Origin of the sequence: Haloferax litoreum (assembly GCF_009674605.1) — an archaeon.
In the GTDB taxonomy this organism is placed as follows: domain Archaea; phylum Halobacteriota; class Halobacteria; order Halobacteriales; family Haloferacaceae; genus Haloferax; species Haloferax litoreum.
Window position 1 is genome coordinate 483841 of record NZ_WKJO01000001.1, and the last position, 25477, is coordinate 509317.

The window sequence follows — 25477 nt, forward strand, 5'->3', positions numbered from 1 at the left end:
CACGTCACTCCGCGTTCGTCGCCGTGGGGTCTGTTCGCTCTGTTTTCGCCAGTGTCTCGTGAACGGCGAGGACGAACGCGGGGACGACGAGCATGAAGAGATGTTCTTCGAGTGGGATACCGAGCAGTTCGACGCCAGTCCGCAGCGGAATCGAGAAGACGCCGACTTCGAGCGTGTACCAGTCCCAGACGTAGGCGACGGGGTAGACGATTGCAACTGTTCGGAGCGTGCGGTACATCGCGTCGCGGCCGATTCGAACGAGGAGGATGGCGGTGATGCTCCCGAAGAACAGTTCGGTTGCGAGGTAGGTGTACGGACCGAGGACGGCGATATTGGGGAGCGAGACCCCGGAAAGGGGGTGAAACGCCACGGCGACGACGAGGAGTGCGAGGAAGACGTACGACCCGCGAACGAGGAGCATCGTCGCGAGCGTCGGCGTCGCACGACGGGCGACGAGGACGACGAGCGCGAACGGAAGGACGGCGACTGACGCGAACGGTGGGAACGTCCCGGTAATCGACCCTGCGACGACGAAGAAGAGACCAGCGGCGACGAGTGCGTAGGCCAGACGAAACGCAGACGACTCACCGAGGACGACGGTGACGGTTCGTTTGTCGATAGACCGGTCGTAGTCGTAGTCCTGTGCGTCGTCGATTATCTTGATGCCCGAGAGGACGAAGAGGAGGACACCCGCGAACGCGAGCGGTGTCACGTCGAGTCCACCGACCTGCGCGTAGTACCCACCGAGGATACTGAGCGCGATACCGAGGGGATATCCGACTGTCGTCGTCACCGGATTCGTGTCCAACTGCGGGGCGTGGAAGTACCCGAGTAGCCATCCGGGGACGGTGAAGACGAGGATACCAGCACCGACGAGTCCGGCGAGTGCCCCCGCCGAGAGGACGAACCCGATAGTCGCACCCACGAGACAGAGGTAACACCCGCGTCGAGTCAGTGGGTGGTCGTCGTCTTCGCCACGTCGGTAGAAGTCGACGTATCCGTCTTTGACGTGTGCGGTGTACACGCCGAAGAAGACTGCAACAGCGTGGAGCACCCCCACGAGGAACGAAAACTCTCCCGCGAGGACGGCACCGAACCACGACGCCGCGAGCGGTGGGAGCATGAACACTGGATGCACCTGCGAAGCGAGGGCGTTGAGGGCCGCCGTCGGTCCGGTGTCGTGCCGTGCGATAGCCATGTGTTAGCATATGTGACACCAGCCTAAAATTGTGTAGTGAACACCCAGAAGCAGAACTCAAAGATAGCCGAGAGAGTTCAGGAGATTGGAGCGAACTCGACGTATTCGGCCTCGAAATCTTCGACGAACGCGCCGGGGCCACCGATGCTGTAGGTGCCGTCGTCAGTCTCGACGACGAGCGTGTTCTCGACTGGGAACGAGTTGTTCGCGGGTTCGAGGAGGCCCTGTCGGATATCGACGATTCGGCCGCGGAGTTCTGTCGGCCCGTCGGTGTGGACCATCTGCCCGTGTGCGGTGACGGTGAGTTCGATACCGGCGCGGTCACACAGTGTCGCCTGCAAGACGGCGTGGCGGAAGTTGTAGTACGTCGCCGGCAGGGAGTCGGGTTCGGTGGTGTACGCCTCTGCGGCCATCGGCCAGTAGTTTCCGAAGAACGACCCGACGATGACCGGCCCGAGGTGCGGTTGGGCGAAGACGATAGCCTGTGACTCGGAGTTCGACCGGGCGACCATCTCGCCGGGCGCGACGAGGCCGATGCGGGAATCGACGGTGAGCATCGTCGGCATCGGTTCGTGCCAGACGCGGACGAGCGAGGCGAGTCCGTCCAGCGAGAGGTCTTCGTGGGGTTCGACGCCACTCACGACGAGCGAGACGAGGACACCTCTGTCGCGGGCAGCGCGCAACTCGTCGGCAACCTCGTCGAGGACGTCGTACGGGAGCGACAGCGTGATTTCCGATTCGGCCCGGTCGACGAGTTGGGCGATGCGCTTGAGGACCGTGACCCGGGATTTGATGACCTCGAATCGTTCCTCGTCGGGGGCCGTCTCCGTGTACCGCGCTTCGAGCGCCGGTCGCATGGACTCGACACTCTCCGAGAGCGACTCCACGACTTCTGCGGGTGGGAGTGGTCGAATCGTCGTCGGAACGACGTGGTCGTTCACTTCGACGAAACCCCGTTCTTCGAGTTCTTGGCTCACGCTGTAGACGTAGCGCTTGGAGACGCCCGCCGCGTCGGCGATTTGGCTCGCCTTCGCCTCCCCGAGTTCGAGAAGCGTCAGGTACGTGTCGATGACCTTCTCGGAGAGGCCAAATCGCTCCAGAAGGTCGGCGAGTTCCCGGTCGTCCATACTCGACAGTCAACAACCACGGTACTTAATTACTCGAATCCAACGCCGTCGCCGCGACTACTCACCGGCGTCGACGTCTCTCTCGTGTCCCACTCGAAAAGTGTGAAAGTATGAAGGAACATTACACCAAGATTATTATCAGGGGAGAACGCACGAGTCACCAATGCAATTACGCGACGCACTGGCCGACTACAAGCGGCACGCAGAACACCCGACTCGCTTCCCCGGCGAGCGACGAACCACGAGTGGCCTCTTTTCGGGCCTCGGTGGACGACTCGTCCACGTGGAGCGAGACGGGTCGCTACGAGACTTCGGCTATCCACTCTCCGGGCGGTGGGGCGTCGAGCGCTCACGGTTCGGTGTCAGGTCGGTCGGTGACGACACGGGTGTCGTCTGGTTCGACGACGGCGCGACGCAGTCGTACGTCGGCGATGGTGGTCTCGTCGTCACCGAACACGAGACGTGCTACGGCGACGTGACGCAGTACGACCTCACGCTGGACGACGCGCACGTCACGCGGTTCGAGACGGACGCCGACGTGGAACTCGTCTCGTTCGTCCACTTCCACCCGGACGGCCGTGACACGCTGGTCGGCCAACTCCTCCACGGCGACGCCGTCGAAGCGTACCACGCCGACGAACACGACTTTCTCGCGTCGCATCCGACGTTCGAACACGTCGAAGGCCGCGTCCCCGAGCAGTTCGACGAGTTGCTCTCGGACGCCGAAGTCGAACTCCCACGCCCCCTCTCGGACGACAGATACGAGGAAGGCCAGTTGAGTGGGGCCGTCGTCGCGACGACCCCGTTCGAATCGGGTGCGGCCACCGTCGGAACCCTCCTCACCGACGAAACCGAGACGGACCGAGATGCCGCGCTCGATACCATCCGTTCGCTCGTGACTCTCGGTCGTGAGGCGCTGGAATCCCGTGCCGCCGAACAGGCAGTCGGGTCGGTTCCCACTCACGACGAGGCTGGCGCGATGCGCGACGACGTTCGCGTCCTCTCGCTTCTCTCCGGTGCGCTTGGACTCCGTATCGCCGGTCCCGACTTCGACCCCTACTACGCGTACTCCGGCGGATACGGGTACACGTGGTTCCGCGACGACGCCGAAATCTCGCAGTTCCTCTTCGAATCCGACGAGAAACTCGGCCTCGGACTGGACACGTGGCACGAGCGAAGCGCCCGTGCCTACTGCGAGACGCAACGCGACGACGGGTCGTGGCCCCACCGCGTCTGGCCGTTCGACGGGTCGCTCGCACCGGGGTGGGCGAACGCTCGCCTCGAATCAGGTGACGACGCCGACTATCAGGCCGACCAGACGGGGAGTGTCATCGCCTTCCTCGCGACGTACTACGACGACTGCGACGACCCAGACCTCCGTGCTGACATCGAAGAGACGCTCACGCTCGCACTGGACAGTCTGGACGAGACGCTCGGCGACGACGGCCTCCCAATCGACTGCCAGAACGCGTGGGAGAACATGACCGGCCGGTTCAGTCACACGACGGCGACGTTCCTCGAAGCGTACGCCGCACTCGCCCTGTCGGGCCTCGACAGCGACCTGACCGACCGCGCCGCGGCACGTGCACGCGAAGTCTACGAAGGTGTCGACGCACTCTGGAGCGACGAGCGAGACTGCTACGCACTCCGTCTCGTCGGCGACGAACTGGACGACCGGTACGATTCTGCGGCCCTCGCACTCGTGTCGGCACACCGCACCTACGACGAACTCGAATCGGTCGACGGCGACAGACTGGACCGACTCGTCCGCCACGTGGAGTCAGTCTTCGACGGCCTCTGGCACGACCCAGACGAGAGCGACGTGAAGGGCCTCGTCCGATTCGAAGGCGACGACTGGCGGATGCGCGAGCAGTCCACCGAAAAGATATGGACCGTCTCCACCGCGTGGGGGGCGAACGCCGCAGTCGAACTCGCTGCACTCCTCGCAGACCACGACGACGAGCGCCGGTCGTCGTTCGTAGACGAAGGCACGTCACTGCTCTCGCTCGTCCTCCCGGACGGGCCACTCTGTACCGACGAGGGGTACCTCGCAGAGCAGTTCTTCGACGACGGAACGCCAGACAGCGCGACCCCGCTGGGATGGCCACACGCCCTCCGACTGGCGACGGTGGCGACGCTCACCGACGAAGGGATGCTGTAAGCGGGCCGGTCGCGTCTCGAAAAAAACAGCGAACTATCGTTTCACGCTGGGGCTATGCTTCCGGCGACTGCCGAGTCAGCGCAGTTACTGCGCCGGCGCGGCCTGCTTCTTCGACTCGCGGTACAGGAGCGACTCACCGGTTTGCGAGTCGAAGACGTGCAGGTCGGACTCGTCGAAGGTGACGCCAATCGTCTCGCCGGGGGTTGGGTCGACGTCGGAGTCGACGCGGGCGATAAAGTCGGGTGCGACGTCGAGGTGGAGATAGTTGTCAGACCCGATTGGTTCGACCACACCGACTTCGGACTCGACCAGATTCGCCCCGTCGTCGGCGGTGAACACGTCTTCGGGGCGGATGCCGATACGCACGTTTCGCTCGTCCGTCGCCTCGCGGAGGGACTCGGAGAACGACGTTGAGAGTCGGTAGGAGAACGACCCACCGTCGTCGAGAACGAGGTGGTCGCCGTCGCGTTCGGCGGTCACGTCGAGGAAGTTCATCGAGGGTGACCCGACGAACCCACCGACGAACTCGTTGGCTGGGTTCTCGTACACGTCCTTCGGCCGCCCGACTTGCTGGAGGTTGCCGTCTTTCAGGATGACGATGCGGTCACCCATCGTCATCGCCTCTTCTTGGTCGTGCGTGACGTACAGCGAGGTGATGCCGAGTTCGTTCTGGAGGCGTTGAATCTCCGTCCGCATCGTCGTCCGGAGTTTCGCGTCGAGGTTCGACAGTGGTTCGTCGAAGAGGAACACGTCGGGTTCGCGGACGATGGCGCGTCCGAGGGCGACACGCTGTTTCTGTCCGCCGGAGAGTTCGTCCGGTTTGTCGTCCAGCAGGTCTTCGATACCCATCATCTCCGCCGTCTCGCGGACACGTTCGCGGCGCGCGTCTTTCGAGAGGTCGGTGCTCATCCGCAGGCCGAACGCCATGTTCTCCATGACCGTCTTGTGTGGATACAGTGCGTAGTTCTGGAACACCATCGCCACGTCGCGTTTGCGAGCGTTCTGGTCCGTGACGTCTTCCTCGCCGATTCGAATCGTGCCCCCGGAGGGCGATTCGAGTCCAGCGACCATCCGAAGCGTCGTCGACTTCCCGCACCCCGAGGGGCCGACGACAGTGATGAACTCACCGTCGTCGACGTCGAGCGAGAGGTCTTCGACGGCGACGACGCGACCCCTGTCGTACTCCTTCCGTAACGTTTCGAGCGTGAGACGTGCCATTACTCCTCGTCTGTCCCCATCGTCCATAATCGTTTTCCTATTTTCTGAATTTGTGATGCAATAGTTCGTAGCGAATTATTTGAGTGGCAAAATCGACAGACAACGGTACGCCCAGTTCGCGTATTGGAGGCCGGAATGGGCCGAATTCGGGCGATTTTTTGCGTCCAGAATCGCCTCGTTTCCTAACTATTAAATATATGAACACATAGTTCATCATAGATTCGCAATGCCAACGAACCGACGCACGATTCTCAAGCAACTGGCTGGCACGACTGCCGTCGGCGCACTCGCAGGGTGCGTCGGCGTCTCCGAGACTGATTCGACGTCGACACCCGACGAGAGCGGAAACGGCGGCGGTGACGACGGCGAAGAGACTACCGCACAGGAGGAGACGGAGTCCGCTGGTCCGGCAGGGACCTTCACGCTCTGGCACCAGCGCGCAGAGGCCGAGAAGAAGGCACTCGAACAGAACGCAGAGGCGTTCACGTCCGAGACGAAGCACACTGCTGACCCCGCGGAAATCGCCGACCTTCGGAAGAAGACGACGTCGGCCATCCCGGCCGGACAGGGTGCGAGCATGTTCGACTGGGCCCACGACTGGACCGGCGAGTACTACCAAAACGGGTTCCTCTCCGACCAGAGCGAGAGCCTCGACGTCGACCTCTCGGTGTACACCCAACCCGCACAGGCGGCAGTCCAGTTCGACGGCGCGACCGTCGCACTCCCGTACGCGGCAGAGACGGTGGGCCTCATCTACAACGAGGACCTCGTCGACGAACCGCCGGAGACCATCGCCGAGATGGTGTCCATCATGGAGGAACACCACGACCCCGAAAACGGGAAGTACGGCCTCAGCTACCCGCTGAACGCCTACTTCATGAGTGCGTGGGCGCACGCCTTCGGTGGCTACTACTTCGACGAGTCGAACGTCGAACTCGGCCTCTCGAAGGAGGCGACCCTCGACGGGTTCCGTCTCATCCTCGACAACTTCGTGCCGTACCAGCCGAAAGACACCGGCTACGACCCGCAGGCCGCCGTCTTCCTCGAAGGCAACGCGCCGTTCGCCATCAACGGCCCGTGGTTCCTCGGTGACGTGAAGTCGAACGGCATCGACGCGGGCATCGCTCGTCTCCCCTCGCCCGAGGGCGACGCCGAACCCAAGCCGTACACGACGGTCAAGCAACTGTACTTCACCACGAGAGTAGACGAAGACGAGGCCAAGGCCGCCGCTGCACGAGAGTTCGCCGAGTGGTACACCACGAACACCGACGTGCTCTCGAACAACGCCGAAGAGTTCGGCTACATCCCGGTGTACAAGGAACTCGCCGAGAGCGGTGACCTTCCGGCCGCCGTCGAAGGCTTCTCGAAGTCCGTCGCACTCGGGACGCCGATTCCGTCGCACCCGAACATGGGCGACGTGTGGGGGCCACTCGAAGACGCCTTCAACAGCGTGAAGAACGGCGATGCAGAACTCCAGTCGGCCTTCGAGAAGGCCGAATCTGACATTCGGTCCAACTGGGAGTAAGGACATGAGTGTCGTCGACAGCGCCGTCGAGAAAGCCACGGACAACCCCGTGGTGAACAAAGAAGACCTGCCCTTGCTGTTGGTCCTGCCGGGGCTTTTCGTCTTCCTCGCATTCATGCTCTTTCCGGTCATGTATCTGGTCTATCTCTCGTTCACCAACGCAGAGCCGGCCACCCTGTTTCAGGGGAAAGAGCAGTGGGTGGGTCTCGCGAACTACGTCACGGTACTCACAGACGGGCAGTTCTGGAACTCGATGTGGGTCACGTGGTTGTTCGTCGCAACCTCCGTCGCGCTCAAGGTCCTCGTCGGTATCGGCGTCGGCCTCGTCGTGACGGGGGCGCGCGTCCGTGGCAAGCGACTCATGCGGGCGCTCATCATCATCCCGCTGGGACTGCCGGGTATCTTCACCATCACCATCTGGCGCGGTATCTTCAGTTCGGCCGAGTTCGGACTGGCGAACCAACTCCTTCGCTCGGCAGGACTCGGCTCTGTCGCGTGGCTTTCGGAGCGCTGGATGGCCTTTATCGCCTACAACGTCACCGAGGCGTGGTTGGCGTACCCGTTCATGGTCATCATCACGGTGAGCGCGTTGCAGGACGTGTCCGAGGAACTCCACGAAGCCGCCATGATAGACGGTGCGGGGTTCTTCGCGCGGTTCCTGCACGTGACGCTCCCGTCTATCAAGCGGCCGGTGCTGTTCGCGTCCATCCTCACGGCCGCGGCGTCGTTCCAGCAGTTCCTCATCCCGTACGTGTTCAATCAGGGCGGGCCGTCGCGGACGAACGAACTGCTCATCGTCTACGGGTACCGTGAGGCCTTCCGGTTCCAGAAGTACGGCGAGGGTGCCGCTATCATGCTCGTCGCCGTCCTCGTCATCGGGGCGTTCATGATGTTGAACGTCTGGAAAGGCCGTCTCGCAGACGGGGTGGACGACGCATGAGCGTCCTCTCGGACATCGCCGCGGAAGTCGGTGACGACGTTCGCACCGCCGCAAGAGCGCCTGTCGAGAGTCTGAAAGACGCGCGGTACACGCTCGAAGGCATCCGCGAGGGTCGCGTGAGCGCCGCGTCGGTGCTCAAGACTGCCGGTATCACGGCAGGCGCAGTCGTCGTGGTCGCACTGCTGTTGTTCCCACTCTACTGGGTCGCTGTCGGTGCCTTCTCCGGTACCGGCGCGTCGCTGTACTCGTCGAGTGGGATTCGACTCTGGCCGGCCGACCCCACCATCGAACCGTTCCTCTGGGTCGTCGGTGACCTCATCCTCCCGAGTTATCGGATTACGATGGGTCTCGGCGGGTACGAACTGTTCGTACAGACGCCGGAACTCGCGTTCCTCGACGTGTCCGACTACGGCGTCACCGAGACGTCGAACTTCAAGGCGTTCTTCGTGAACAGCCTCACCGTCGCTATCCCGACGGTGATTCTCGCCATGTGCCTCATCGTCCCCGGTGCGTACGCGCTGTCGCGCCGGCAGTTCATCGGCCGGTCGAAGGTGCTCTACGGGTACGTCCTGTTCACCCAAATCGGCGGGGGCCTCGGCGTCGCGCTCCTCATCGCCCTGTACGCGCTGTTCGTGCAGTTCGGGTTCAACGACAACAAACTCGCGCTGTCGGCGTACTACGCCGCAACCGCGGTGCCGTTCAACACGTGGCTTCTCAAGACGTACATGGACGGCATCCCCGTCTCGTACGAAGAAGCCGCGATGATGGACGGCGCGCCGTCGTGGAAGATTGTCACCGAAATCATCCTTCCGCTCTCCAAGGCGGGATTGGCGACGGTGTTCATCTTCACCTTCCTCACCGGATGGACCGAGTTCGTCGTCGCCCAGACGTTGCTCTCGACGGACAACTACACCCTGCCGGTCGGCCTGTACTCACTCGTCGGTCGCTACTCCATCCCGTGGGCGCGCTTTTCGGCGTTCGCACTCACGTTCGCCGCGCCGATTATGCTCATCTACCTGTTCGCACAGCGCTACATCGAAGGTGGCCTGTCGTTCGGTGGGATGGAAGGCTGACGGACGAATCGACGTACAGCTCGGTTTATATTTATTATGCTGTTGAATCGGTCAGGAGTGACGACACCTCTTTCTAGTCTGTTACTCAACAGGTCACATGACTAATGGTAAACGACGTTTCGGTCTCGATTGCGTTCGACGACCCCGCCGACAAGGCGATGATAATGACCATCGCTGGTGGCATCAGAATCGAGGTGGATGGCGTCGAACTGACGAGGCTGGTCAACCAAGCGGAGTACAACCGCAAGGTCAACGAAGAAGAACCAGACGAGACGTGGTGGTACGATTACACCGGTGAGGCACTCGATGCCGGCAACATCGACTACAAAGGGACAGTGATGCTGTTTATCACTCTCAGTTTTTTTGCCGAGAACGTCCTCGAACTCGCACGTGGTTCGGCTGAACGGTTCGACCAACTCGTGAGCGAAGTCGGCGATTCACCGCATCGACTCGTCGTATCGTATCTCGATGGGCAACACGGCCTCGTCCGAGTCGCATACCAGAGTTACGGCTTCTCGGTCGGGAAAAATCTCCGACCTGTTGTCCAATCATCGGTCGGCTATGCAGTCTCACTCCCCCAACTCTGCGGGGAAGTTGCTCGGTGTCTCAACGAGTTCAAGGGATACGCTGACGCCCATGCGCCTGACGCGGACTCGAACTCGTGGTATCGAGAGCGCGTAGCGATTGCCGACGAACTCGAACAGTACGCCGCAGAGAAGTCGTCTCGCTGATGCTGAGCGATGACACCTATCGGCCAACGAATCGTCTGTAAACCGTCGTCTCGACGCTGTACGTCAGATAACTGGACACAGCGAGCGCAGCGACAATCGGCACGAGAATCGTGACGAACGACGGAAATCCGGGCACGGACACACCGAGCACCGCGAGTGCAACCGAACCGAGACCAACGACGAGCGTGAGTGCGAGTACCGACGGCAGGAAGATGACGAGGAATTCGGCGGACCGGTCCCCACTTCCATCGGTGTCGGTGAAGGCATAGCCAGCAATCGCACCGAGGCAGACCCCACCGACGATTTCCGGTCCACCGCTGAGACTGTAACTCGTCTGCGTCGCGGCGAGGTAGCCCCCGTAGACGACGAATGCGACAACCCCGAGAACCAGTCCGACGACGGCACCTTTTGCTGTTCCCAGTAACTTGGTCCGGTAGCGGCGGTACCACTCCGTCTCGACTCGATACGCGATCAGGGACGCCCCACCAACTGCCAACACCGCCGCGATGGTCGGAATGACGAAGAACGGCACCGTGAAGAATCGGTCGCCGAGCATCCACTGGAATGCCACCGTCGGTACGATAGCGAGCGCCCAGCAGACGAGTAGCGACCCGACGAAGAGGGCACGTCTACGGTGTGCTGCGGCCGAAATCGTCGCTCGGCCGCCCGTCACCCATCGATACCCGCCGATTCCACCGACGAGAAGTCCGAGCGGTGCGGCGACTTGAATCGAAAACACCCAATCAGGAGTGACGAACGAGTCCATCGTCGCTCGATAGTAATTTCTGAGCAAGCGGGCGACTGTATCGAGAACGAACGCCTGCACTAGGCCCCACTGAAGAGCAGTGACGAGTGCCTGTTGTCGCGTGGAGGGTGGGTCCGGGGACGACATATTCGGGACGTTTCACACGTCGAAGTATAATACGTTGACACGTGTTCCGACGAGTTCACTGTGTTCTACTCCGGGAGGCCTACTGGCAATCCGAAGTTCTGAACCACCTTACCAGCGATGTTCGACAACTCACTGGCACGCTGTCGGAGAAGCACCCTAGTTCACAGAATCTAACATATCCCCGACATTATTAGGTCGGTTTCCCACGTCTCTAGTCTGCTATGAGTCGAAACTGGGTGCGGTGGACTGCCGTTGGAGCGGGTCTCCTCCTCGGAGCAGTGGGTAGTGTACTCTCGCGCTGGAAACACAGACGGCTTGCCGACCTCGCGGCCGGGAGTGAACTCGTCACGACAGACCGCGGTGTCGTCGAAGTCGCACGGCGTGGGTCTGGCTCCCCCGTTCTCGTGCTCCACGGTGACCCCGGTGGATACGACCAGGGACTCCACGTCGGTGACGCCCTCTTCGGCCGCGACTTCGAGGTCATCGCACCCTCCCGGCCGGGATACCTCAGGACACCACTGGACCACAATGGGTCGTTCGAAGCACAGGCCGAACTCCTCGTGGCACTCCTCGACGAACTCGACGTGGAGCAGGCGGTAGTCGTCGGCCTCTCGGGTGGTGGACCGACCGCGCTTCAACTCGCGGCGGAGTATCCCGAACGAGTGTCGGGCCTCCTCCTCGCGTCGGCGATTACCACGGAAATCGACGAACGGTTGTTCGACACCGGAAACCCGTTCGTCGACCCACTCCTCACGTCCACACCGGTCCTCGACGTACAGTCCGGTGTGTTCGCGCTGTTCCACCGGTTCGCACCGGACCGCGCACTCGAACAGTTGCACGAAGACCTATCGAACCTCGAAGGCGAGGAGTTCGACGCGTACGTCGACGCCATCGTAACGAACCCGCGGTATCGGGAGCAATCACTCGCGTTCTTCTCGACGATACTTCCCATCGGTGCGCGCATCGAGGGGACGCTCAACGACGAACGGTGGTTCCGTGAGTTACCGCGCATCTCGTACGAGCGAATCGAGTGCCCGACACTCGTCGTCCACGGCGAGTACGACGGCGCAGTTCCAATCGAGCACGCGGAGTTCGCAGCGGAGTCGATACCGAACGCCGAACTTCTGCGTCTCGAAGCCGACCACGCGGCGTGGATTGGTCCCGGTTCGGAAGACGCGTGGCAGGCAGTCGACCAGTTCACTGAATCGAGCATCGCCGCCAGCGAACGACGGACGGCGTGAGACGCGGGACGCCGATACCGGCGACCCGATTCTCCCGGCACCCTCCGTGTGTCTCTTCGACACACCCGCTCGCAATCCGAAGTTCTTAACCCTCGCCCAGAGGTAGATTCGCCAACTCGCTGGCACGCGGGCCCGCCAGTGGGCACCCGTCACGAACGGGACGAAATGTGGTCTTCGGGACGTTCCCGATGAGGATGAATCCTCACAACGACTGAATCGCAAGCGCCCGCGGTGATATACAATGGCACGAAGCTTCTATTCCCACATCAAGGAAGCGTGGAAGACCCCGAAAGAAGGCAAACTGGCCGAACTCCAGTGGCAGCGAAAACAGGAGTGGCGCAACCAGGGCGCAATCGAGCGCATCGAGCGTCCTACCCGCCTCGACAAGGCGCGTGAACTCGGCTACAAGGCCAAGCAAGGAATCGTCGTGGTTCGCGTCTCCGTCCGCAAGGGTGGCGCACGCAAGCAGCGACACAAGGCTGGCCGCCGGACGAAGCGTCAGGGTGTCAACCGCATCGGTCGCCGGAAGTCCATCCCGCGCATCGCCGAGGAACGCGCCTCGCGCAAGTACCCGAACATGCGTGTGCTCAACTCCTACGGCGTCGGACAGGACGGCTCCCAGAAGTGGCAGGAAGTCATCCTCGTCGACCCCGAACACCCCGCCATCCAGAACGACGACGACCTCAGCTGGATTTGCGACGACGCACACGACGGCCGCGCCTTCCGTGGTCTGACCAACGCGGGCAAGAAGAACCGCGGCCTCCAGAACCGTGGCAAGGGTACGGAACACGTCCGTCCCTCCATCACGGCCGGTCGCCGCCGCGGCAAGTAAACGCCCCGCGCACCGCACACTCTTCTCTCTTTATCCACCGCCGAGCGACTGCTCAGTGTCGTAACTGAGAGCTATCGTTCGAGAATCTACCGAGCACTATCGTCGAACCTGACGGGTAGCATCGGTGAATACACCGGATACGCTCGGGATACGTGACGTGTATCGTCACAGAATAATTCGCGAACGATTCGGTCAGAACGGTGCCGACGGCCCGAGGTCAGGTTCGTCTTCGGACCCGCGTTCGACTGCACCATCCCACCCGTCGAACCCACCGCGGAGGCTGCTCACGTCGGCATCGACGTTGTCGTCGAGGACGGACGCGACGCGCTTCGAACTCTTCCCGACGTAACAGGAGACGACGACTTCGTCGGGCCACGCTCTGTCGAACACCTCGGGGCCGAGCGTCGCCGCCGGGAGATTCTCCGAGTCGGGGATGTGCCCGGACGTGTACGACGATGGGTCTCGGATATCGACGATGGCGACGTTCGTCTCGTCCGCGTCCAGTTTCTCGCGCAGTTCGTCTGGCGTCGTCTCGACGACCATACGCGGGTGTGACGGGCGAGGCGCCAAAGGCGCGTCGCTTCCGGCGAGACGGGTGTGAAGCCACCGTCAGCGACGGATATCGACCTCCGGGCCGCGGATTTATTCGCTGCCGACGCCAACGTCGGAGTATGACACTCTCACTCGACGCCACCCAACTCGACCGCTATTCGAGGCACATCATCATGGACGAAGTCGGTCCGGAGGGACAAGAGCGACTACTCACCTCGCGGGCCGTCGTCGTCGGGGCGGGTGGCCTCGGGTCGCCCGTCATCGAGTACCTCGCCGCTGTCGGCGTCGGCGAGTTGGTCGTCGTCGACGACGACGTCGTCGAGCGGAGCAACCTCCAGCGTCAGGTCATCCACCACGACGACGACGTGGGAGTCCCCAAAGCCGAGAGTGCCGCCGAATTCGTCCGTGACCTCAACCCGGACGTGACCGTCGAACCCGTCGAGGCGCGGGTCGACAAGTCGAACGTCCACGAACTCGTCGACGGTGCGGACGTGGTCGTCGACGCCTCGGACAACTTCCCGACGCGATACCTGCTCAACGACGTCTGCCGGTTCGAGGAGATTCCACTCGTCCACGGCGCGATTTACAAGTTCGAAGGGCAGACGACGACGCTCCTCCCGGACGGGCCGTGTTACCGCTGTCTCTTCCCCGAAGCGCCCGAACCGGGGACGGTTCCCGACTGTGCGACGACCGGTGTCATCGGCGTCCTTCCGGGAACTGTCGGGTGTATTCAGGCGACTGAAGCCGTGAAAATCCTCCTCGACGTCGGAGAGGTTCTCGACGGCCGACTCATGTTCTACGACGCGATGGACATGACCTTCGAGACGGTGCCGTACCGACAGAATCCGGACTGTCCGGTCTGCGGAGACGGTGGCGTCGACTCGATTGCGGACATCGAGTACGTCGAGGGTTGCGCCATCAGTCTCGACTAGTTCCGTTGGGGTGGAGAAGGGGGGGAGTGGGGAGAGTGCGAGTGGGGTCCGGTCCGTCCGTTACTGCTTTTGGTCGAACTCGAATCCGCCGAGTGAATCGGTGCTCTCGGACGACGTGCCGGACGCAGAGTCGCGTCCGTCTTCGCCGCCGTCGGTCGCTGCGTGGGGTTGGCCGAGATTCTCCAGTTCGTCGACTGCCGCCGCGTCGCCGCCGACGAGTTCGTCGACCTGATTCGCCAAGTCGTCGAGGGCAATCGTCTGTGCAGTCGTCGCGTCGGTGATGTCGTTCGTCGCTTCCTCGGCGGAACGCGCGTGGTCCTGTGCGACCTGAATCGTGGTGGTGACCTCTTCGATGTTCGTCGCCTGTGAGTCAGTCGCGCGTGCGACTTCCGTGATGCCGTTTGCGGCCGAATCTGCCGCGTTGGCGATTTCGTTCAGTGACGCGAGGACGTCGGCAATCTCGCCGGAGGCGACCTGAATCTGTTCGTGCGATTGTTCGGACGCCATCACCGTCTCATCGGCCTGTTCTTGAATCTCGTCGATGCTGTCGGCAATCTCTTCGGTGTGTTCGTGGGTCTGATTGGCGAGTTGTTTGACCTCGTTGGCGACGACAGAGAAGCCTTCGCCCGCCTCGCCTGCCCGCGCCGCCTCGATGTTCGCGTTGAGTGCCAGCAGGTTCGTCCGGTCTGCGACTTCCGCGATGACTTCGACGACTTCTTCGATAGCGCCCATCCGTTGTTGAAGTTCCATCACGCTGTCGAGCAACTCGTCGGAGATTTCGATGACCTGGTCAGTCGCAGTTCGGATGCTCTGTCCGGCCTCACGTCCGTTCTCCGCGGCGGCCCGTGCCTGGTCGGCCGCCGATGCGACTTCGTCGGACGTGGCCGCAATCTCTTCCATGCTGGCCGAGAGGTCTTGCATCTCTTCGGACCCCTTCGCGAGGAGGTCTGCCTGTTCTGTGACCTGCGATTCGATGTCGGTCGCAGCACGCGCAGCGTTTTGAATCGCACTGCCCAAGTCCGCCGTCGTGCCGTCGACTTCGTTCGCGAGACGTTCGAAACGCGCCGCCATCTGATTGAGGTTCTCGACGACGAGGAGCACTTCCTCGTCGAGAGCGCCCTTCTCGTCTGTGAACGTCGCACGCGCAGCGAGGTTACCGTCAGTGATGTGCTGCATCGTCTCGGATACTTCCTCGACGAGTGCGAGTGACGCTTTCCCTCGGTTCACCACGTCGGTCCGGTCGTGGACCGTCTCGACGACACCGACGAGTTCGTCGCCTTCGAAGAGCGGTTTCGCCGTGAAGGAGATGTGGCGTTCGTCGCCGTGGTGGTCGACCATCGTACTCGTGTCGTGGTAGAGGAGTTCCGACCGGTCAGCAAACGACAAGCCGAACTCTTCGTCGGCGTTCTGTGGCGCTTCGAGCACCTTGTCTGCGAGTGTCTTCGCCCGACGGCCGTCTGGGTAGAACATCTCGCTCACGTGTTCCGACCCGAGCGCCTCGTCCGCTGACGCGCCCGTCAGTTCGGTGATTGGTGCGTTCCACGCGATAACTCTGTGGTCCGCGTCGAGAACGAATACCGGTGTTCCGACCCCATCGAGAAGGCCGTCGAGACGAAGTTCCTGTGCGGCAGCAGTAACCGTCGAACGCTCGTCAGTCTGTACGCCCCCATCAGCACGTGCCCGAGCCCTGGCCCCCGGGACCAGCGCCGCGATTCGCGAAAGCAGGCCCATGTGTCAACCCCACGAACAACGAGGTCATAACCCTACTGCACGAATTATCACAGTTGATATTCGCAAAGACCCTTCTCAGCCACTGGTTCCGGCGATATGTGCCACTCACAGACCACTGGGGACTCTGACGGCTACTCGAACCGAAGCCACCTGAAAAAACTATCGTCAGCGAGACTGATTACTGTCCGTCGGCGTCGTCGTCCGTACCACCGTCGGTCGCGGGCGCGTCGGCGACGCGGGGCACAGTTTCGCTGGTCTGGTCGTCGCCGTCGAACTGGTCGAAGTCGGCGTCCGAGACGCTGGCGTCGACGGTGAACGAGTCGACGAGCGCCATCAACCGTTCGGACTGCGAGGCGAGACGGTCTGCACCGCTCGAAACTTCACCGAGCGAAGCGGTCTGTTCTTCCGTCGCGGCGGCGACGGACTCCGCACGCTCTGCCGTGTCTTCGCTGATGTCGGCGGCCTGGTCCATCATCGACGCGACTTCTTCGGTCGACGCCGCCTGTTCGTCGGTCGTTCGGCTGATTTCGTCGACGCCGGCGTTCGTCTCGCGGACGTTCTCGACGATGGTGTCGAGCGAGTCGTGGGCGTCTCCGACGGCGTCGACACCGGTTTCGACGGCGTCTCTCGTCTCACGCATCTCTTCGACGGACGCCTCGGACTTCGCTTGCACACCGTCGATGGTCGCCGCAATCTCTTCGGCGGACTCTTTGGTCTCACCGGCGAGTTGCTTGACCTCGTTGGCGACGACGGCGAAGCCTTCACCCGCCTCGCCTGCCCGCGCCGCCTCGATGTTCGCGTTGAGCGCGAGGATGTTGGTCTGGTCGGCGATGTCGGTGATGAGTTCGACGATGTCACCAATCTGCTCCATGTCGGATTCGAGTGCTTCGATGCGCTGGACCGTACGCTCGGTCTGTGACTCGACTCGTTCGATGGTGTCGATGGCGTTCGCCGCGGCGTCTCGACCGTCTTCGCTCGCTTCGAGGGTGTGCGTCGCGGTCTGTTCGAGTTCGCTCGCGGACGACGCAACCTCCTCGATAGTCGCAGAGAGGTTGCTCGTCTCGTCGGTGGTCTGATGGATGCGCTCTTGCTGTTCGTGGGCACCCTCGGCCATGACCTGCGTGGACTCGCTGACCTGTCTGCTTGCGCGTTCTATCTCCTGTGCGCTCGCGGTGACCTCTTCGGACGCTGCGGCGACCGTCTCGGCGAAGGACGCGACTTCGGCGATGGTCGATTCGAGTTGGTCGGCCATGTCGTTGAACGACTGCGCCATCTCGTTCATCGCCTCGTTGTCGGCATCTTCGGACATCCGACCGGTCAGGTCGCCGTCTGCGGCCTCCGACATGATGTCGCTGAACTCCTCGGCTTTCGATTCGAGTTCCGAGATGAGCGCTTCGAGGTCGTCGTGCGTACGGCCCATGGCTTCACCGAACGACCCGGGAACTTCCTCGTCGAGGACCGGGTCGTCGAAGTTCTTCTCCGCGAGGGCCTCTGCTTGTCCTGCGACCGTCGTCAGATACGACTGCATCGCGGCGAACGAGTCGTAGAGTCTGCCCATCTCGTCGATGCGCGTGGTCTGTGGCACGTCGCCATCGACTTCCCCGCTGGCGATTTCGTCGGCGTTCTTCGCCACGACGGCGAGTGACCGGGCAGTCCCTCGGCCCATCGTCAGGCCGACGAGGAACAACGACCCGATAGCGAACGCCAGCAGGATGCCGACGTTCTGTGAGACCTGCGATTGCAGTGCGAAGGCGCGCTCTGCCGGGACGTGGTACGTGAGCACCCAGTCGGTGCCCGTGATTGGCGCGTACGCCATCGCGTACTGCCCCGATTCCATGCCCGTGCGGGCTGAGACGACGTCGTAGCCGCTGTGTCCGTCGAGACCGTGTTCGATGGCGGAGACGCTCGACCCATCGAGCGCCGCGTACGTGTCGAGGAGCGACGACTTTCGGTTGTCGAGGAGGATGGTCCCGTCCGCGGTGACGACTTTCACGTCACCCGTTGCGAACGGGGAAGAGAACTCGTGTGACCGCGCTTCGGCCGAGGCGGTCAGGACGATGAACCCGTTCGTCTCCGCGACGGGTGCGACGAACGCGACGACGGGTTCGCCGCCTGTCTCGTACGGTGCCGACGTGGTTGCCGACGCGGACTGCGCGAGTTCGGCAGCGCGGTCCGTCCACGGTGCGTCGATGTTGTCGAGCGATTGGCCACTCGCGTCGTCCGACGTACTGGCGACGACAGACCGCGAGTCGGCATCGACGTAGTGGAGCGACCGAACGTCGCCGGGCAGTTCGATGAGTTTCTGTTCTAGCCACCGCTCGTGTGCCGCCGCAGAGGTGGTCAGCGGTTGTTCACCGAGCGACTCCGCGAGGAACGTCGCCGACGATTGCTTCGATTCCGTCCAGTCGGCGACGGAACGGGCTTCCGACTCCGCGATTCCCCGAATCTCTTCTTCGGTCGTCGATTCGACGGCCGCCTTGGTGTCGAAGTGGATGAACACGCCCACCGCAGACATGACGAGGACGATGGCGAGAAGGGCCACACCGAACTTCGCCGCGTACCGCCGGCGAATCACGTTCGGAAGGAGTCGTTCGAGCGACCCAATCAGCCGCGAGAGCGGCGAGCTCATTGGCCACCTCCGTTCTGGAAGAACTGACGCTGCAAGAGTTCTAACTGCTCGATGCGGCCGTTATTGACGTGTTCGACGATGTACGAACTCAGCGGTTCGAGCGAGTCGGTCAGGTCGACAGCGCTCGCGGCACCCTGGTAGTTCACGTTGCGACCAGCGTCCACAAGCGACCGAACGCGGTCGAACTCACCGACACCCACTGTGTGTCCGGAACCACCGGAGACAGACTGAATCGAGTCGGCGATGGCGGGACCGCTGGCCTCACCAGCGTGTTCTGCGGCCGTCGCCATGAGGAAGAGTGCGTCGTAGGCGTTCGCCGCGTAGGGTGCGAGCGGCGCGATATCGGAGAGTCGCCGGGAGAGTCGGAAGTACCCCTTGGTCTGGACGGACGAGAGCGACGCGCTGTAGAATCCCTCGTAGTGCGAGGGAATCTCACTTCCGAACATTCCGGCCGAGAACACCCACGGCGTGTGGTAGTCGGAGGCGGCGTACGCGTCGAGAATACCGTGTTCCTGTCCGGGGACGCTGACGAACCCAACCGCGTCCGGCGACCCGGCGAACACCTCGTCGAGGACACCGTCGAAGGAGTCCGCGGAAGGGTCGTAGCCGACATTCGAGACGACGGTTGCGTCGAGGTTCGCCTCGATTTCGGCGGCGAGGTCGGAGCCGAACGCGTTGTCGACGGCGAGGAGCGAGACCGAATCGGCGTCGGCGTACTGCAACGAGTCGAGAATCTTCGCCATCGCGATGGCCTGCAGGATGTCGCTGGGGACGGTCCGGCCGAAGAACTTCCGGCCGTTCTTCCGGCCGGCGTCGGTGAGTTGCGGGTTCGTACTCGCCGGACTGACTTCCATGATTCCGTCCGCCGCCGCCTCGGGGGCGAGTGCGAGTGAGGCGTCGCTGACGAGTCCGCCGACGAATCCGACGACACCCTCGTCGACGAGCGTCTGGTACCGGTCGAGTGCCACGTCGGGACTCGCTTCGCTGTCGAGTGCGGTCAGTTCGACCGGTCGGCCGAGAATGCCACCGGCCTCGTTGACGTCGGCGACCGCTTGTTCGACAGCGCGTTTCCCGTGGGAGCCAACCTGCTCCAGTGCACCACTCAACGGGAGAATCGCTCCGAAGCGGACGGGTTCTGCACGTTCAGTGTCGAGCGTTCCAACGCACCCGGACAACGACCCGAGTGCCGCGGCACCACCTGCCGCGCGAAGGAACCCTCGTCGGTTATACGAGAGAGTCACACTTCGTCGGAATATTCTCCCGCATATAATTTTGGGCCGCCGGTTATCAGACGCTATATTTTGGGACATGCTATTGCTCTCCGTTCAGAAATATATACACTTGGTAACAGAAGACACGGTGGCATGCCACAATCACACAGTTCGTGGTAGTGCTGTCTGAACACGCGACGACGCGACACAGTGACCGCTGGTGACGCGGCGTCGACGTGGGGAACGCAACTGACCATCGTAGCGTTTTATCCGCACGCCCACCCACGTGCGCACATGACTACTCAGGGAATCGTCGGACAGTTCCTCTCGTTGAAAGAGGAGACCGACGCCGACCTGCTCGCCATGCAGTGTGGTGACTTCTACGAGTTCTTCGCCGAAGACGCCGAAACCGTCGGACGCGAACTCGACCTCAAGGTGTCTCAGAAGTCGTCGCACGGGTCGTCGTACCCGATGGCGGGCGTCCCGTTGAACGACCTGACGCCCTACCTCAAGGCGCTGGTCGAACACGGGTATCGGGTCGCCGTCGCCGACCAGTACGAGACGGAGTCGGGTGACCTCCGCCGGCGTATCACGCGCGTCGTCACGCCGGGCACCCTCCTCGAAACGTCGCGGTCCGACGCACAGTTCCTCGCCGCCGTCGTGACCGGAAGCGACGGTATCGGCCTCGCGTTCGCAGACATCACGACCGGCCAGTTCCTCGTCACCGAGGCTGCAACCGTGGACGACGCCGCCGCCGAACTCTACCGCTTCGCACCGGTCGAGGTTCTCCCCGGACCCGACCTCCGTTCTGACGACGAGACGCTCGCACGACTCCGCGAGGCCACGGACGCGTCGTTCTCTCTGTTCTCTACGGAGTCGTTCGCACCGGGGCGCGCCCGCCACGCTGTCCGCGAGCAGTTTGGTGAATCCACCGTCGACAGCGTCGGTCTGGACTCCGAACTGGCGACCCGCGCGGCGGGCGGGATATTGGCCTACGTCGAAGAGACGGGCGCTGGTGTCCTTCGGTCCATGACGCGACTCCGCGTCTACCACCCGAGCGACATGCTCGAACTCGACGCGACCACTCAGCGGAACCTCGAACTCACGGAGACGATGCACGGCGACCGCTCGGGGTCGCTGTTCGACACTATCGACCACACCGTGACCTCACCCGGTGGCCGTCTCCTCCGCGAGTGGTTGACACGCCCGCGGCGCGACCAGCGTGAACTCTCGCGCCGACTCGACGCCGTCGAGTCGCTGGCATCCGCTGCCCTCGCCCGCGAACGTGTCCGTGAGGTACTCGACGGTGCGTACGACCTCGAACGACTCGCCTCCCGAAGCGCGTCGGGAACTGCCGGCGCGAACGACCTCCTCTCCGTCCGCGACACGCTCGAAATCCTCCCGGCCCTCACCGACGCTATCGAGGGGACCGAACTGGCAGACACGCCACTCGCAGACGTCGTGGCCCGCCCCGACAGAGATGCGGCGGCGGCCCTCCACGAAGAACTGGCCGACGCACTCGCCGACGACCCGCCGAAGACGGTCACGCAAGGCGGCCTCTTCCAGAAAGGCTACGACGACGAACTGGATGACCTCATCGAACGCCACGAGTCGGTGAAATCGTGGCTCGATACGCTCGCCGACCGCGAGAAGCGTCAGCACGGCCTCTCGCACGTCACGGTCGACCGCAACAAGACCGACGGGTACTACATTCAAGTCGGCAAGTCCGTCGCCGACCAGGTTCCCGACCACTACCGACAGATTAAGACGCTCAAGAACTCCAAGCGGTTCGTCACCGACGAAGTGGAGGAAAAAGAACGCGAGATTCTCCGCCTCGAAGAGGCCCGCGGTGACCTCGAATACGACCTGTTTCAGGACCTTCGCGAACGCGTCGCCCAGCACGCCGAACTCCTCCAAGACGTGGGCCGTGCTCTCGCCGAAGTCGACGCACTGGCGTCGCTCGCGACCCATGCCGCCGGAAACGGGTGGACGAGACCGGAACTCACCGAAGCGGGGCCGCTTCACATCGAGGCGGGACGCCACCCCGTCGTCGAGACGACCACCGAGTTCGTCCCGAACGACCTGCACATGGACCGCGACCGGGGATTCCTCATCGTCACCGGGCCGAACATGTCCGGGAAGTCGACCTACATGCGACAGGCGGCGCTCATCACGCTCCTCGCGCAAGTCGGGAGTTTCGTCCCCGCTCAGTCGGCCACTATCGGCGTCGTAGACGGCATCTACACGCGCGTCGGCGCGCTGGACGAACTCGCACAGGGGCGGTCGACGTTCATGGTCGAGATGCAGGAACTCTCGAACATCCTCCACTCGGCGACCGAAGATTCGCTCGTCATCCTCGACGAGGTGGGCCGCGGGACTGCCACCTACGACGGTATCTCCATCGCGTGGGCAGCCACCGAATACCTCCACAACGAGGTCCGGGCGAAGACGCTCTTTGCGACACACTACCACGAACTCACGAGTCTCGCCGACCACCTCGACCGGGTGGCGAACGTCCACGTCGCCGCCGACGAACGAGACGGCGACGTGACGTTCCTCCGGACTGTCGTCGATGGGCCGACCGACCGAAGCTACGGGATTCACGTCGCCGACCTCGCCGGCGTGCCGCGACCCGTCGTAGACCGAGCGACGGACGTGCTCGACCGCCTCCGCGACGAGAAGGCTATCGAGGCCAAAGGCTCCGGGTCGTCCGAACCCGTCCAAGCGGTCTTCGACTTCGGGAGCGGAGAGATGAACGTCGCGAACGGCGGTGGCAGCGGTGGCGGGAGTCCCGCGAACGGCACGGCCCAGAACGGGGAAGTCGATGCCGCGGCCAAATCGACCGCCGCATCTGAACCCGCCCTCGACCCGGAGATGGAGGCCGTCCTCGACGAACTGAAATCGACCGACGTGAACGCCACCTCACCGATAGACCTGATGGCGAAGGTACAGGCGTGGCAGTCGAAACTGGAGGGTGACGAATGACGAGCATCCAGCAACTCGACGCGAAGACAATCGACCGCATCGCCGCCGGCGAGGTGGTCGAACGGCCCGCATCGGTCGTGAAGGAACTCGTCGAGAACAGCCTCGACGCGGACGCGACACGCGTCTCCGTCGCTGTCGACTCCGGCGGCGTCGACGGCATCCGCATCCGCGACGACGGCGTCGGGATGACCGAGGAAGAACTCGAACTCTGCGTCCGAGAACACACGACGAGCAAGATATCGGACATCGAGGACCTCGAAGCGGGTATCGGAACGCTCGGTTTCCGTGGGGAGGCACTCCACACCATCGGGGCCGTCTCGCGGATGACCATCCGGTCGAAACCCCGCGGCGGCGACGTGGGGACCGAACTGCGATACGAAGGCGGCGAGGTGGAGTCAGTTCGCCCCGCAGGATGCCCCGAGGGAACCGTCGTCGAAGTCGACGACCTCTTCTACAACACCCCCGCCCGACGGAAGTTCCTCAAGACGACGGCGACGGAGTTCGACCACGTCAACACCGTCGTCACGCACTACGCCCTCGCCAACCCGGACATCGCCGTCTCGCTGGAACACGACGACAGGGAGGTGTTCGCAACCGAGGGCCGCGGCGACCTGCAATCGACTGTCCTCTCGGTGTACGGCCGGGAAGTCGCCGAGTCGATGGTTCCAGTCGAACACGACGCGCCCGGCGTCTCCGTCAGTGGCCTCGTCAGTCACCCCGAGACGACGCGAAGCACCCGCGACTACCTCTCGACGTTCGTCAACGACCGCTACGTCACCGACCGCGTCCTCCGAGAGGCCGTCCTCGACGCCTACGGCGGCCAACTCGACGCAGACCGCTACCCGTTCGCCGTCCTCTTCGTGGACGTTGCGCCCGACGCCGTCGACGTGAACGTCCACCCGCGGAAGATGGAAGTCCGGTGGGACGAGGAGGCGCAGGTCAAACGCGACGTGACGGAAGCGGTCGAAGACGCACTATTGAACCACGGACTCGTCCGTTCGTCCGCGCCGCGCGGTCTGTCGAAAGCGGACGAGACGCCCGTCGCACCCGGTGACGTCGGCGACGACGACGCGGAGACCGACCCACACGACGTTCGTGAGACGGTCGACGCAGATGCTGACGACGGCGGTTCGAGTGCTCACGACCGACCGACGGCCCGAGAGGTTCAGTCGGCGCGCGAAGACAGGCACGTCACCGCAGACTCCACCGAGTCGTCCGCGTCGCCCTCGGCAGATACGTCTTCGACTCCCGAATCGTCGCCATCGTCGTCGCAGTCGACGCCGCCGACACCGCCGCGTGAGTACGACCTCGCGCCAGGGCCAGAGACGACGGAGCAGTCGTCGTTCGACACCGAACCGACTGGTTCGTCAGGGTCGGCGTCGGAAGCGTCCGCAGATGGCGCCAGTTCGCAGTCGGACTCGTCGTCACCACCCGCTGGCGATGCCTCTCGGGGGCAACCGAGACGCATCACCGCACCCACGACGCAGCGTGACCTCTCGGGTGAGGAAGCGTCGCTCACGCCCGAGTTCGAGTCGCTGCCGTCGATGCGAATCCTCGGCCAACTGCTCGACACCTACATCGTCGCCGAGACGAGCGAGGAACTCGTCCTCGTCGACCAACACGCCGCCGACGAACGGGTGAACTACGAGCGCCTGAAGGGCGAAGTCGAAGGCGACACGCCGACGCAGGCACTCGCGGAACCCGTCGAACTCGAACTGACGGCGCGAGAGGCCGCCCTGTTCGAAGAGTACAGCGACGCGCTGGCACAGGTCGGGTTCCACGCTGGGCGGACAGACGACCGAACCGTCACGGTTCGGACCGTCCCCGCCGTCTTCGACGCTGCTCTCGACCCCGGACTCGTCCGCGACGCGTTGACCGCGTTCGTCCGTGAGGAGGCCGACGGCGGTCAGCAGACGGTCGACGCCGTCGCCGACGACTTGCTCGCCGACCTCGCGTGCTACCCGTCTATCACCGGGAACACCTCACTCCGCGAGGGGTCGGTCCTCGACTTGCTCTCGGCGCTCGACGCCTGCGACAACCCGTACGCCTGCCCGCACGGCCGACCCGTCGTCATCGAGTTCGACCGCGAGGAAATCGAGGCACGCTTCGAACGCGACTACCCCGGTCACGGTGGCCGGCGCGCAGAGGATTGAAGTCAGGCTACTGTGACGTGTGAGGCGATGCACCCACTCGTCTTCTTGGGAATCCTCTTCGGACCCCTCGTTCTCGTGGTCTCGTATCTCTTTACCGCGGCGACCGGTCCGGGCGTCCCCTCGTGGGCGGCGACTGCCGGCGGGTCGATTCGACTGTACGGGACGGCGCTGGCAGTCGTCGTCGGTCCGTTGGCACTCCACGTCGACCGACTCACACTCGCGCGACAGTCTGACTGGGTCCCCTCTCCTGTGTATTACCTCGTGGCCGTCCCGTTCCTGAGCATCCCTATCTCGGTCATCTACCTCGTTCGCCGGTTCACGTCTGCCTAAGTCGAGTCGGTGGGCA

Annotated in this window: 19 protein-coding genes; 11 read left to right on the top strand and 8 right to left on the bottom strand. The window is 63.2% G+C overall.

The features are described from left to right. Positions 1-4: 4 nt before the first annotated feature. Complete coding sequence (locus tag GJR96_RS02535; RefSeq protein ID WP_151161496.1) at positions 5-1198, bottom strand: lycopene cyclase domain-containing protein; 1194 nt, start codon at positions 1196-1198, stop codon at positions 5-7. Positions 1199-1275: 77 nt separating this feature from the next. Further along, a complete protein-coding gene (locus GJR96_RS02540; protein WP_151161497.1) occupies positions 1276-2325 on the bottom strand; it encodes a TrmB family transcriptional regulator in 1050 nt (349 codons plus the stop codon). A 163-nt stretch (positions 2326-2488) separates the two neighbouring features. On the opposite strand from GJR96_RS02540, the gene GJR96_RS02545 reads away from it, so the two are divergent. Beyond that, the gene (locus tag GJR96_RS02545; protein WP_151161498.1) at positions 2489-4486 is read left to right on the top strand and encodes a glucan 1,4-alpha-glucosidase; all 1998 of its coding nucleotides are present in this window, start codon (positions 2489-2491) and stop codon (positions 4484-4486) included. A gap of 84 nt (positions 4487-4570) precedes the next feature. Here the strand turns inward: GJR96_RS02545 and GJR96_RS02550 are convergent, their stop codons facing one another. Beyond that, on the bottom strand, positions 4571-5704 hold the full coding sequence (locus tag GJR96_RS02550; protein ID WP_151161499.1) for an ABC transporter ATP-binding protein: 1134 nt from the start codon (positions 5702-5704) through the stop codon (positions 4571-4573). Between the two features lie 226 nt (positions 5705-5930). On the opposite strand from GJR96_RS02550, the gene GJR96_RS02555 reads away from it, so the two are divergent. The 4 genes from GJR96_RS02555 (at position 5931) to GJR96_RS02570 (ending at position 9973) form a co-directional block, all read left to right on the top strand. Further along, positions 5931-7229, top strand: coding sequence for an extracellular solute-binding protein (locus tag GJR96_RS02555; RefSeq protein ID WP_151161500.1), 1299 nt, complete (start codon positions 5931-5933; stop codon positions 7227-7229). A 4-nt stretch (positions 7230-7233) separates the two neighbouring features. Next, positions 7234-8169 (top strand): carbohydrate ABC transporter permease, encoded by a 936-nt coding sequence (locus GJR96_RS02560; protein WP_058573506.1) that lies wholly within the window; start codon positions 7234-7236, stop codon positions 8167-8169. After that, positions 8166-9242 (top strand): sugar ABC transporter permease, encoded by a 1077-nt coding sequence (locus GJR96_RS02565; protein ID WP_151161501.1) that lies wholly within the window; start codon positions 8166-8168, stop codon positions 9240-9242. The genes GJR96_RS02560 and GJR96_RS02565 overlap by 4 nt, the downstream gene beginning before the upstream one ends. Positions 9243-9346: 104 nt before the next feature. Beyond that, entirely contained in the window at positions 9347-9973 is a 627-nt protein-coding gene (locus tag GJR96_RS02570) for a hypothetical protein (protein ID WP_151161502.1), read from the top strand. A gap of 16 nt (positions 9974-9989) precedes the next feature. On the opposite strand, the gene GJR96_RS02575 is transcribed toward GJR96_RS02570, so the two are convergent. Further along, entirely contained in the window at positions 9990-10865 is an 876-nt protein-coding gene (locus GJR96_RS02575) for a hypothetical protein (protein ID WP_151161503.1), read from the bottom strand. 221 nt (positions 10866-11086) lie between these two features. Between GJR96_RS02575 and GJR96_RS02580 the strand changes: the two genes are divergently transcribed. After that, entirely contained in the window at positions 11087-12106 is a 1020-nt protein-coding gene (locus GJR96_RS02580) for an alpha/beta fold hydrolase (RefSeq protein ID WP_151161504.1), read from the top strand. A 241-nt stretch (positions 12107-12347) separates the two neighbouring features. Further along, complete coding sequence (locus GJR96_RS02585; protein WP_058573502.1) at positions 12348-12938, top strand: 50S ribosomal protein L15e; 591 nt, start codon at positions 12348-12350, stop codon at positions 12936-12938. Positions 12939-13130: 192 nt separating this feature from the next. Here the strand turns inward: GJR96_RS02585 and GJR96_RS02590 are convergent, their stop codons facing one another. Beyond that, the gene (locus GJR96_RS02590) at positions 13131-13481 is read right to left on the bottom strand and encodes a rhodanese-like domain-containing protein (protein WP_151161505.1); all 351 of its coding nucleotides are present in this window, start codon (positions 13479-13481) and stop codon (positions 13131-13133) included. Between the two features lie 128 nt (positions 13482-13609). On the opposite strand from GJR96_RS02590, the gene ubaA reads away from it, so the two are divergent. Then, positions 13610-14422: an SAMP-activating enzyme E1 gene (ubaA, locus tag GJR96_RS02595; RefSeq protein ID WP_151161506.1), complete on the top strand. Its 813-nt coding sequence runs from the start codon at positions 13610-13612 to the stop codon at positions 14420-14422. Between the two features lie 60 nt (positions 14423-14482). On the opposite strand, the gene GJR96_RS02600 is transcribed toward ubaA, so the two are convergent. The 3 genes from GJR96_RS02600 to GJR96_RS02610 all read right to left on the bottom strand — a co-directional run bounded on the left by GJR96_RS02600 (position 14483) and on the right by GJR96_RS02610 (position 20023). Beyond that, the gene (locus tag GJR96_RS02600; protein ID WP_151161507.1) at positions 14483-16153 is read right to left on the bottom strand and encodes a methyl-accepting chemotaxis protein; all 1671 of its coding nucleotides are present in this window, start codon (positions 16151-16153) and stop codon (positions 14483-14485) included. A gap of 178 nt (positions 16154-16331) precedes the next feature. Then, the gene (locus GJR96_RS02605) at positions 16332-18782 is read right to left on the bottom strand and encodes a methyl-accepting chemotaxis protein (RefSeq protein WP_151161508.1); all 2451 of its coding nucleotides are present in this window, start codon (positions 18780-18782) and stop codon (positions 16332-16334) included. Further along, a complete protein-coding gene (locus GJR96_RS02610) occupies positions 18779-20023 on the bottom strand; it encodes an ABC transporter substrate-binding protein (RefSeq protein ID WP_225317695.1) in 1245 nt (414 codons plus the stop codon). The genes GJR96_RS02605 and GJR96_RS02610 overlap by 4 nt, the downstream gene beginning before the upstream one ends. Positions 20024-20287: 264 nt before the next feature. Between GJR96_RS02610 and mutS the strand changes: the two genes are divergently transcribed. The 3 genes from mutS to GJR96_RS02625 are packed head-to-tail and all read left to right on the top strand — an operon-like array spanning position 20288 to position 25461. Further along, on the top strand, positions 20288-22978 hold the full coding sequence (gene mutS / locus GJR96_RS02615) for a DNA mismatch repair protein MutS (RefSeq protein ID WP_151161510.1): 2691 nt from the start codon (positions 20288-20290) through the stop codon (positions 22976-22978). Beyond that, entirely contained in the window at positions 22975-25131 is a 2157-nt protein-coding gene (gene mutL / locus GJR96_RS02620; RefSeq protein WP_151161511.1) for a DNA mismatch repair endonuclease MutL, read from the top strand. The genes mutS and mutL overlap by 4 nt, the downstream gene beginning before the upstream one ends. Positions 25132-25158: 27 nt before the next feature. Then, positions 25159-25461 (top strand): hypothetical protein, encoded by a 303-nt coding sequence (locus GJR96_RS02625; protein WP_151161512.1) that lies wholly within the window; start codon positions 25159-25161, stop codon positions 25459-25461. Positions 25462-25477: the final 16 nt, after the last annotated feature.

Coding starts and splice junctions, on each gene's coding strand:
- GJR96_RS02625 (WP_151161512.1), top strand. CDS start 25,159: ATGCACCCACTCGTCTTCTTGGGAATCCTCTTCGGACCCCTCGTTCTC.
- GJR96_RS02550 (WP_151161499.1), bottom strand. CDS start 5,704: ATGGCACGTCTCACGCTCGAAACGTTACGGAAGGAGTACGACAGGGGT.
- GJR96_RS02560 (WP_058573506.1), top strand. CDS start 7,234: ATGAGTGTCGTCGACAGCGCCGTCGAGAAAGCCACGGACAACCCCGTG.
- mutL (WP_151161511.1), top strand. CDS start 22,975: ATGACGAGCATCCAGCAACTCGACGCGAAGACAATCGACCGCATCGCC.
- GJR96_RS02535 (WP_151161496.1), bottom strand. CDS start 1,198: ATGGCTATCGCACGGCACGACACCGGACCGACGGCGGCCCTCAACGCC.
- GJR96_RS02555 (WP_151161500.1), top strand. CDS start 5,931: ATGCCAACGAACCGACGCACGATTCTCAAGCAACTGGCTGGCACGACT.
- GJR96_RS02580 (WP_151161504.1), top strand. CDS start 11,087: ATGAGTCGAAACTGGGTGCGGTGGACTGCCGTTGGAGCGGGTCTCCTC.
- GJR96_RS02545 (WP_151161498.1), top strand. CDS start 2,489: ATGCAATTACGCGACGCACTGGCCGACTACAAGCGGCACGCAGAACAC.
- GJR96_RS02590 (WP_151161505.1), bottom strand. CDS start 13,481: ATGGTCGTCGAGACGACGCCAGACGAACTGCGCGAGAAACTGGACGCG.
- GJR96_RS02585 (WP_058573502.1), top strand. CDS start 12,348: ATGGCACGAAGCTTCTATTCCCACATCAAGGAAGCGTGGAAGACCCCG.
- mutS (WP_151161510.1), top strand. CDS start 20,288: ATGACTACTCAGGGAATCGTCGGACAGTTCCTCTCGTTGAAAGAGGAG.
- ubaA (WP_151161506.1), top strand. CDS start 13,610: ATGACACTCTCACTCGACGCCACCCAACTCGACCGCTATTCGAGGCAC.
- GJR96_RS02565 (WP_151161501.1), top strand. CDS start 8,166: ATGAGCGTCCTCTCGGACATCGCCGCGGAAGTCGGTGACGACGTTCGC.
- GJR96_RS02605 (WP_151161508.1), bottom strand. CDS start 18,782: ATGAGCTCGCCGCTCTCGCGGCTGATTGGGTCGCTCGAACGACTCCTT.
- GJR96_RS02570 (WP_151161502.1), top strand. CDS start 9,347: ATGGTAAACGACGTTTCGGTCTCGATTGCGTTCGACGACCCCGCCGAC.
- GJR96_RS02600 (WP_151161507.1), bottom strand. CDS start 16,153: ATGGGCCTGCTTTCGCGAATCGCGGCGCTGGTCCCGGGGGCCAGGGCT.
- GJR96_RS02575 (WP_151161503.1), bottom strand. CDS start 10,865: ATGTCGTCCCCGGACCCACCCTCCACGCGACAACAGGCACTCGTCACT.
- GJR96_RS02540 (WP_151161497.1), bottom strand. CDS start 2,325: ATGGACGACCGGGAACTCGCCGACCTTCTGGAGCGATTTGGCCTCTCC.